Origin of the sequence: Desmonostoc muscorum LEGE 12446 (assembly GCF_015207005.2) — a bacterium.
Classification (GTDB): domain Bacteria; phylum Cyanobacteriota; class Cyanobacteriia; order Cyanobacteriales; family Nostocaceae; genus Nostoc; species Nostoc muscorum.
Genome location: NZ_JADEXS020000006.1, coordinates 20,277 through 27,932 on the forward strand (window position 1 = coordinate 20,277; position 7,656 = coordinate 27,932).

Genomic DNA, 7,656 nt, shown 5'->3' on the forward strand with positions numbered 1-7,656 from the left:
AAGCCATTTAGTTACACTGATATCAAAGACATCAACCACAGATATCAAGACAGCAGTATTGGTTAGGGATAGCTGGACTATCCCTAACCAATACTGCTTTATATCAGTAAATTAATTGGCATTAGCTACTGGATTATCTTCTACCTCGTTTTTGATTCGAGTCACTACCTAGATATCGTTCAACGCGCTGTAACTTGGTATTAGTAAAACCAGTACGCTGCCATATAGCTTGTAGATAGTTATTGAAATCATTCGAGATTTTTACCGGAATAAATTGATTGAGTGCGAAGAACATTGACAAAGCAAACATTGTAGTAATCAACCCCATCATTCCATATTGGCTTAGGGGTTCAGAGCGATAAACCTCTTTCTCTATGGTGATGGGTTTGGGGGGAGGGGTGTTCTTCAACTCCTGAATCACCATAGTCAAGTTCTGAGTGTGAATCAACAGGTCGTTCCAGTTCGACTTCAACTGCGAGATTTCGGTCTTTAACCCTTTGAATTCTAAGCTCTCTAATGTCGATGAGGATTTGCTTATACTCTGTGACTGACTCAGTAAGTGAGTTAATTCTTGCTTCAAATTCTCGTTGCTCTGCTCGAACTCGTTCCAAGAGAGATTCTGATTCTTCAATTCCCCCGTCAGCATCTCGATTGTCACCATTGCTTTGCTGAGGAGTTGATTCTGAATTAAATTCGTTTGCGCCCATGCTTGTAACTCTGCCCTATCTCTTTCGCGTTCAGTTTTCTGTGATTGCTTAAAATTTTCAAACTCTCTATATAATCTGCCCAATGCTATCTTCACCTCACCCAGGTCACTGCTCTCTATTGAATCGGCAGTTTCAGAATGAGGATTGCTGTGATTGCCGTTGCCATTATTATTGTTGCTCATTAGTTTTCTTTTGACCCCGACGAGAAGTAGACGCAGTGGCTTTTGCTTGTTTTGAAGTTGTAGTGTTCGACTCAGCAGGAACCACAACAAGAGGTTGCTGCAACCCTAAATAATCCCCAGCCTTTTCAAGCTCTGGTTTAGCCTGATCTAAAAACCCACTCACTAGCAGGTAATCCCCAAAAGGAAAACCATTCTCTTCAGTCGCAGCCGAGTAAGGTAGACCTTTCTCTGTCAACGTGTCAAAGGTCGAGTAGTCTAGCTCTGGCATCTCTATTTCTATACCTTTTAGTTCGGCTATAGCTGCCGATGTTTTGCTGTTCTCCCAGCGCTGAAAACCTGAACCTTTATCCCAGCACAGATTTTTTACCACCACATAATCAGCTTTATCACCACAGAACTCAGCCATAGTTTTTAAGCTAGTGATCACTGAATAACCAAGGTTAAGCACAGTCACCAGCGTTACCCGATAACCTAAATCCCCTGCAATCTTGAATAGCCCAAACTTACTGATAATCTCCCTAGTTTTATTGCTTGATGCCCCCGGCATATCTACTATTACTGAGTCGGGTGATTCGGCTTTGATTTCCGTAAAGAAGCGTTTCGCCTCTGCCACCTCTAGGAAATTCAGCAGCCTTACCCCTGAGCCAAAGTTTTGATAATACTCATACAGTTCTGGATTCTCTGTATCAGCGTCATAAGCTAGATAGTTAATGCTTTTATTGTGCATTACATCCAATAGCAAGCGAGTAAAGGCAGTCTTACCTGTACCACCCTTGCCCCCTAGTATCATCACGATACGTTTCATAATTCACTCCTATCAGTGATATTAAATTGGGAAGAAGTATTAGGAGTTGTTTTCTTTCGTTTACTAGTTTTAGATGATGATGAGCCGGATGGTTCACTGCTATCAATTGGTGAACTATCCGGTTCTACTGGTAAAGCCGAGTCATTATTTGAGGTTGATGAATCAGTTAATTCTGGCTCGGAGTCAGAATTAACTGATTCATCAACCGCTTTAGATGATGATGAATTACTTGAATTATTATCATTTGTTGTTGTTGCCTTTTTATGAAAACTCTTCAGACCACTGGCCGCCAGTTCTACCCCATGACCTTTAAACACATCAGAAACATCGTCATAAGAGTAGCCAGCGTCTAACATATCTTGAATAGGTTTAGCCAAACTGAGAACTAAATCTGACAGGCTGATAGTTTTAGGAGTCGCGGCTTTCTGTTTGAGACTGGTTTGAATATCTTCGATTTTTGATAAAGGGACAGCTTTCGGTTTGCGCGACATATTCAGCATTAGTAATAAATTACTCCATTGTAAAAAAAACGTGGTCAGAAAAAGTTTAAGTTTCTTGTCGTGATGTGACGAATATCAACAGAAAAGGGTTTGTATCTTCGTGAGGTAGACTAGTCTAAAAAAGCAGTTACCCATGAATCAACATTCTGATATCAAAGGGTGTTGCAGCATTGCTAAACAGACCCAGCCCTCGGTTACACCGAGGAAATTGCAGAGAGTCACTCGTGGTTCGCCACAGTCTCGGACTCCCCCAGTCTCCCGTTGTGCCCCCTGGTTCTGGTTGACCCTAACCTGTCGTGGGGGCATAGGCAAGCAATACGCCGTAACGCACTTTGTGCTACTTTACCCTCCGGGTAAAGCGGCGTGTTTGCTTGTTGGGGGTGTCCCCCAAACCCCCGGAAACGAAGTCGGAATTAGGAAGTCAGAAGTCGGAAGTAAAGTTAGTAAATGGGGATTTTAACCTCAACTTAAAACTAGTAAATTATAGGAAATGAGATTTAAAACCTTTCATTCAGCAATAGAAATTTGTCACCTCCGACTTCCGACTTCCTACTTCCGACTTCATTAAATGTTCCGGGTTATTCGCCTAAGAAGCTCGGCGCTCCGCGCCTAACGCAGCGGAGCGCGAATAACCCGGTTAAAAAATAAATAAGCAGATAAATGAACTCCTAACTAGTTATGCAGCCAGACCCCCGTACCAATCTTAGCAATCAACTAGCTGACACATTAACCAATCGGTCAGTTGCACCAGATGAAAAGCGAGAAGTAACCATCACGTTTAGGGCTAGCTATGCTGAGAAAGCTAGACTAGAGCAGCGTTGCAGTGGAGTGGTGCAAAGTGACTATATAAGAGCGAGATTATTTGACTACCCTTTACCACATCCTAAGTTAATCATTCCCGAAGTGAACCGACAGGCTATCTACGAGCTAAAGAAGATTGGGAACAACCTAAATCAACAGACTAGAGCTATTAACGAAGCTGTAAAAATTGGTAGCCAACCCCTGAGTAATGAGGTGAAATCATATCTGAAAACTATTGAAGAATTGACAGTCCTTTTAGAACATACTCGCCAATCACTCACTCAAGCATCGCTAGAAAGGCAGGGCAATGATTACCAAAGTCAAGGCTAACAAATCATTTCGCGGTACTACTAAATATGTGCTTGAGAAAGAGAAAGCCAAAATTATTGGCGGGAATATGTACGGTCAAAGCACTAATGAACTGGTAGAGCAGTTTACCTTATCAGCCCACCTTAACCCCCAACTAAAAGACCCATGCTATCACTTAATGCTTAGTGTACCGAAAAATGATAGAACGCTAAATGATGACGAATTAGCTAATCTATCCCAACGTCATTTGGCATCGGTCATTGTACTATCGCGGCTTCAAGGTGATGAATCCCAAGTTAAACAACCTGATAAAAGAATAGACGACACCAAACTCAAACAGCTAGTTAACGACTTTATAGAATCAGAACTGCCAGCTTATGACTTCTTTATAGCGCGACACTCTGATAAAGAACATGACCACACCCATATCGTTGCATCTAGAGTCAATAATCTAGATGGTAAATCTATTCGTACCTGGAACAATTACGCCCACTCTGAACACTCTGCCCGACTACTAGAGCGAGAATTTCAGCTAACTCAACTCCAAAGCAGTTGGGAGAGTAAGCAAAAAGCTATGACCCGGAATCAACTTGAACGAGTCGAGCGCGATGGACTTCCAGGCGAAGAAATAATGCGACGGGCAATTGAGCAAGTGGCAGTAAATAAACCCACGATGCCTCAGCTAATTGAGCGTTTATGGAGAGAGCATCAAGTTAAAGCCATCGTCAGTTATTACGGTCACGGTGGGGTAAGGGGTATTAAGTTTGGTATTGATGTCGGCTCACTTAATGAAGATGGTTCGCCCCGACTCCTGTGGAAACAGGGAGGTAATCTCAATAAATATAAGTGTTCATTTAAAAAGCTTCAGACCGAATTGGGGATAAGTTATGACCCTATACGGGATGAACTCGAAATTAAACGCCTAAATAAATTGCTAGAATCTGCCCCGATTCAGCAAAATAAACAGCAGCTAATATCTCCAGTCTCGTCTAATAAACCTCAAAGTATAGTCGAAGCTAAACCCCAACTAACCCCGGGTAAATCAGCAGAGTTATACAAGCATTACAGTACGGAATTGCAAAACTTATTAGTGATTGACCGAGATAAAGAAATTGCTATACGGGCGCTTCAAGATGAAAATTCCGCCCGGGATGTTGAAGAAATTATCAAAGCCAGTCCAGCTAAATGGACTACTGATGAAGCTAGGGCATTGGTACTAATCGCTAGCAATCAACTGGCAACTATTGAGCCAGAACCAGAACAGTCACTCGATGAAAAGCAGCGTAAAGAATCGGAATTCTTAGCGATGGCTGTGCCTATTGCTGTTGAATTAATCAACTGGCAATTAAGAGAAACTAGCTCAAATCGCCTTAGATTCAAACGTGCCACTCTGGAGAAACAGGGTAGAGAATTGGTGTTTAACCATGATGAAAGAGGTGAGATTTTCCGGGTGTCTGTCAACCGAAACCAGTCAGGTGAGCTTGAGTATTCACCTATTCATATTGGGTCAGTAGAGAGAGAAGACCTGATGCTTTGGCAAAAAGCAGATCGCGTATTGCAACAGATAATAGAAGAACAGCAACAACAATCAATCAGACAAAGTAAAGGGTTCTCCCTCTAGGCGATGGCGCAACTCTTAACCGCTTCGCTCAAATAGTCGGTGTCTGCCACTGCCACAAATCCACTCCTGGAGCCAACCAATTTGTTGCAGGCAGCGGCAGACACTCCGCTTCGCCGCCTATTTGTTAAGAGTTGCTTGAGTTAGTGCTGCGTGGAACAACATCGCTGAAATTTCTGCCAATTAAACATACTAGAATGAGTTATTATCATCAACTTCAAGTACAGTCCTGTTTATTGTGGATGCTATTTCAATTTTGCAGCAAGCTTTAAATGACTTCTGCTCACAAGTGCTTCTTGATACAAGTTTTGTGGCGAAGGCGTTTAAGCAGATACACTTCATGAAGCGGGAGTTTGGCGAAGGGTATGCCTTAATTAATGTTGGACAGTTTCGCCCAGACATTGATGAATTCATTTACCCAGAAAAAGATGGGCTTGCAACTTTGTGGCTGGACGAAGAGACAACTTATAAATATTTAAACAGCGAAATGGCCACTAACGTTTTGAACGTTGTCGATCACGAATCCTGCCCCCCTCACCACGAAGTTTTCATTTTCATGGGCAGTATTGATAATGGCGATGCAATAAAAGAAGGTCGATACAGTGTAGCTGTCATGAGTTTCAATGTTGCTGACCCCTACCGCATCAAACCCTCATCAATTACATCTAAGCAAATTGAAAAACGGCTGCGACGGATGGCTAGTAGCGGAGTACGTCTATTGATTCTCGATACGTCTAATCCTGATTTTATGGGTAAGAACCTTGCAAAATGGCTGCGTGAAATCAAAAGGTTAGGAAAATACGCGGATCAACACTTTAGCATCATGATAGATGCTACTGATGAGTTCCCCGCAGAACTCCCGCCAGATTTGCGAGACGATTGCTGGACTATCAGGTTTGGTAAGTAGTTTCAGTCCTGTATTCCACGTATTAGCCCTAACGTGTAGCGCAATGACTATATATATTGATGTGACGAATGGCGCTCATTGAAGCGATCGCCTAACATAGATTTTAACCAATACCCATCAAGTAATAATGATGAAATTAACTATGGAATTGGGCGGTTTTAAGAAAGCGAGTTAAGAAACGGAATTGATTGACTTGCCCAAAAGCTCCATTTATAGGGATTTTGGCTGCCAATGTTTCGCAACTTCCTTGCTCGGTTGAAGTTTATTAAATTTCTTAGCGTACATGGCTATCTGGAAGATGAAATTGACCTATCCAGCTATCTCATCCGCAATCCTGCCGCCACCTACGTCATGCGGGTGCAGAGACATTCAATCTGCCCGATCTGTGCTGTAGAGGCAGGGACAGTTTCCAGGGTAACTGGTGATAGACTCTTGGATGATGCGTTGCCGAACCGTGCTGTCATTGGCAGCAGCTTCCTACTTCTGGGCCTGTTAGAAACAGGAAGCTGTAAACTCCGGTGCATTGAAGTTGTTAGACGGCGCTTTCATAGCACGTCTCTTGCTTTCGACGGGCTGTGGTGGAAGAATTAACTATAGATTTCTGAGTATCACAGCTTGTGAAGGAGTCTCGTAAATAATCGTACTTCAGAACAGCTAATATTACACTCCGTTAGCATTCTGAATTTCCAGCTTCACAGTCGCCCAGTCACCCTCACTATCATCTACACGCCCATCGTAAACAGACTTCGTTTCACCTAGCATAATATTTGTTGCATCAATTCCCTTTGAACCTCCCATATTCCAACTGGGACCTTCCCAGAGTTCAACTACTCCAGATGCAGTAATAACCCCAGCGCCATCAGCTTGCATATCTAGTTTAATAGTAAGGCGTACTTCTCCATCGACCGTCTTCGAATCCTCATAAGACTTTGAAAATCCGCCTTGCTCAAGAGTGACATTTTTGGAAAAAGAGTAAGCTTCTTCTTCATCAGTACCAAACACATCACCAGAATCATCATCGTGAACTCGTCCATTTGCATTGATTTTTGCGATCCGAGTTGCCATCACTCTCATTTCCTTAAATTACAAACAGTCTCCTAAGAAATTAGATTTTCACTACTCAATGAATGTCAAAGTTATTCCTTGACAAGCTCTTACAGTCATCGGCTACAATCGGTGATTGTGATCATGTCCATTATGGTGATGATGACCACCAAAAGTGGTTGCATTCCAAGCCCATAGATGAATATGTTCATGAACAAGCTAAATATAGTGTATTAAAGCATTTGGCAAGATTCTTTGCTTTGCTCAGAATGACAACCAAAGACAATTTGGTATTAATTCATGTTTATAAGTTGATATAACTATTTAAATCATTCCTTTGGTAGAAAATTTAAATCATTCCTTGGGTAGAAAATTTATATCATTCTTTGCTTTATAAGAACAATGGCTTCTCAGAGGTCACTGTAGAAAAAAAGTTTTTTGTACTTTAGGAATTTTATAACCCTCGACCGCACAAGTAGGTTGCACCGCATTGGCGACCCAAACCCTTACTATTTAAGCCTTTTAACTGGCTAGTCAAACTTTTTCTTACTTTTTTTTCTTACTTTTACAAATATCATCAATAAATTTAGACCTAAACAAAGAAATCATAAGTTTAAATCTATGCTTTAGTTCTCTCTTCAAATCACAACCAGCCTTAGACAAGATTGTAATTAATTTAACTTTCAGTCACTGAAATACTATGACTAGGTAAAATAGTCAATTTATAGTTACAAATGTATATTTGTAATTAATTACATTTGTAATAATGCTATTTTGTGCATT

General features: G+C 41.5%; 7 protein-coding genes. 3 read left to right on the plus strand and 4 right to left on the minus strand.

Features of this window, described 5'->3' with window-relative positions:
- Positions 1-133: 133 nt before the first annotated feature.
- From IQ276_RS39895 to IQ276_RS39905, 3 genes are read right to left on the minus strand one after another with little or no spacing between them, the layout of a single operon-like run.
- Positions 134-889, minus strand: coding sequence for a hypothetical protein (locus IQ276_RS39895; protein ID WP_193914673.1), 756 nt, complete (start codon positions 887-889; stop codon positions 134-136).
- The gene (locus tag IQ276_RS39900; RefSeq protein ID WP_193914671.1) at positions 876-1,694 is read right to left on the minus strand and encodes a hypothetical protein; all 819 of its coding nucleotides are present in this window, start codon (positions 1,692-1,694) and stop codon (positions 876-878) included. Before IQ276_RS39900 ends, IQ276_RS39895 begins: the two co-directional genes overlap by 14 nt.
- The gene (locus tag IQ276_RS39905; protein ID WP_193914681.1) at positions 1,691-2,185 is read right to left on the minus strand and encodes a hypothetical protein; all 495 of its coding nucleotides are present in this window, start codon (positions 2,183-2,185) and stop codon (positions 1,691-1,693) included. Before IQ276_RS39905 ends, IQ276_RS39900 begins: the two co-directional genes overlap by 4 nt.
- A 687-nt stretch (positions 2,186-2,872) precedes the next feature.
- Here IQ276_RS39905 and IQ276_RS39910 point away from each other — a divergent pair.
- From IQ276_RS39910 to IQ276_RS39920, 3 genes are all read left to right on the plus strand, one after another.
- Complete coding sequence (locus IQ276_RS39910) at positions 2,873-3,325, plus strand: plasmid mobilization protein (protein WP_193914669.1); 453 nt, start codon at positions 2,873-2,875, stop codon at positions 3,323-3,325.
- Positions 3,303-4,925: a relaxase/mobilization nuclease domain-containing protein gene (locus tag IQ276_RS39915; RefSeq protein WP_193914667.1), complete on the plus strand. Its 1,623-nt coding sequence runs from the start codon at positions 3,303-3,305 to the stop codon at positions 4,923-4,925. Before IQ276_RS39910 ends, IQ276_RS39915 begins: the two co-directional genes overlap by 23 nt.
- 235 nt (positions 4,926-5,160) lie before the next feature.
- A complete protein-coding gene (locus IQ276_RS39920) occupies positions 5,161-5,829 on the plus strand; it encodes a hypothetical protein (protein WP_193914665.1) in 669 nt (222 codons plus the stop codon).
- 660 nt (positions 5,830-6,489) lie between these two features.
- Here the strand turns inward: IQ276_RS39920 and IQ276_RS39925 are convergent.
- Entirely contained in the window at positions 6,490-6,894 is a 405-nt protein-coding gene (locus tag IQ276_RS39925) for a hypothetical protein (RefSeq protein WP_193914663.1), read from the minus strand.
- Between the last annotated feature and the right edge of the window lie 762 nt (positions 6,895-7,656).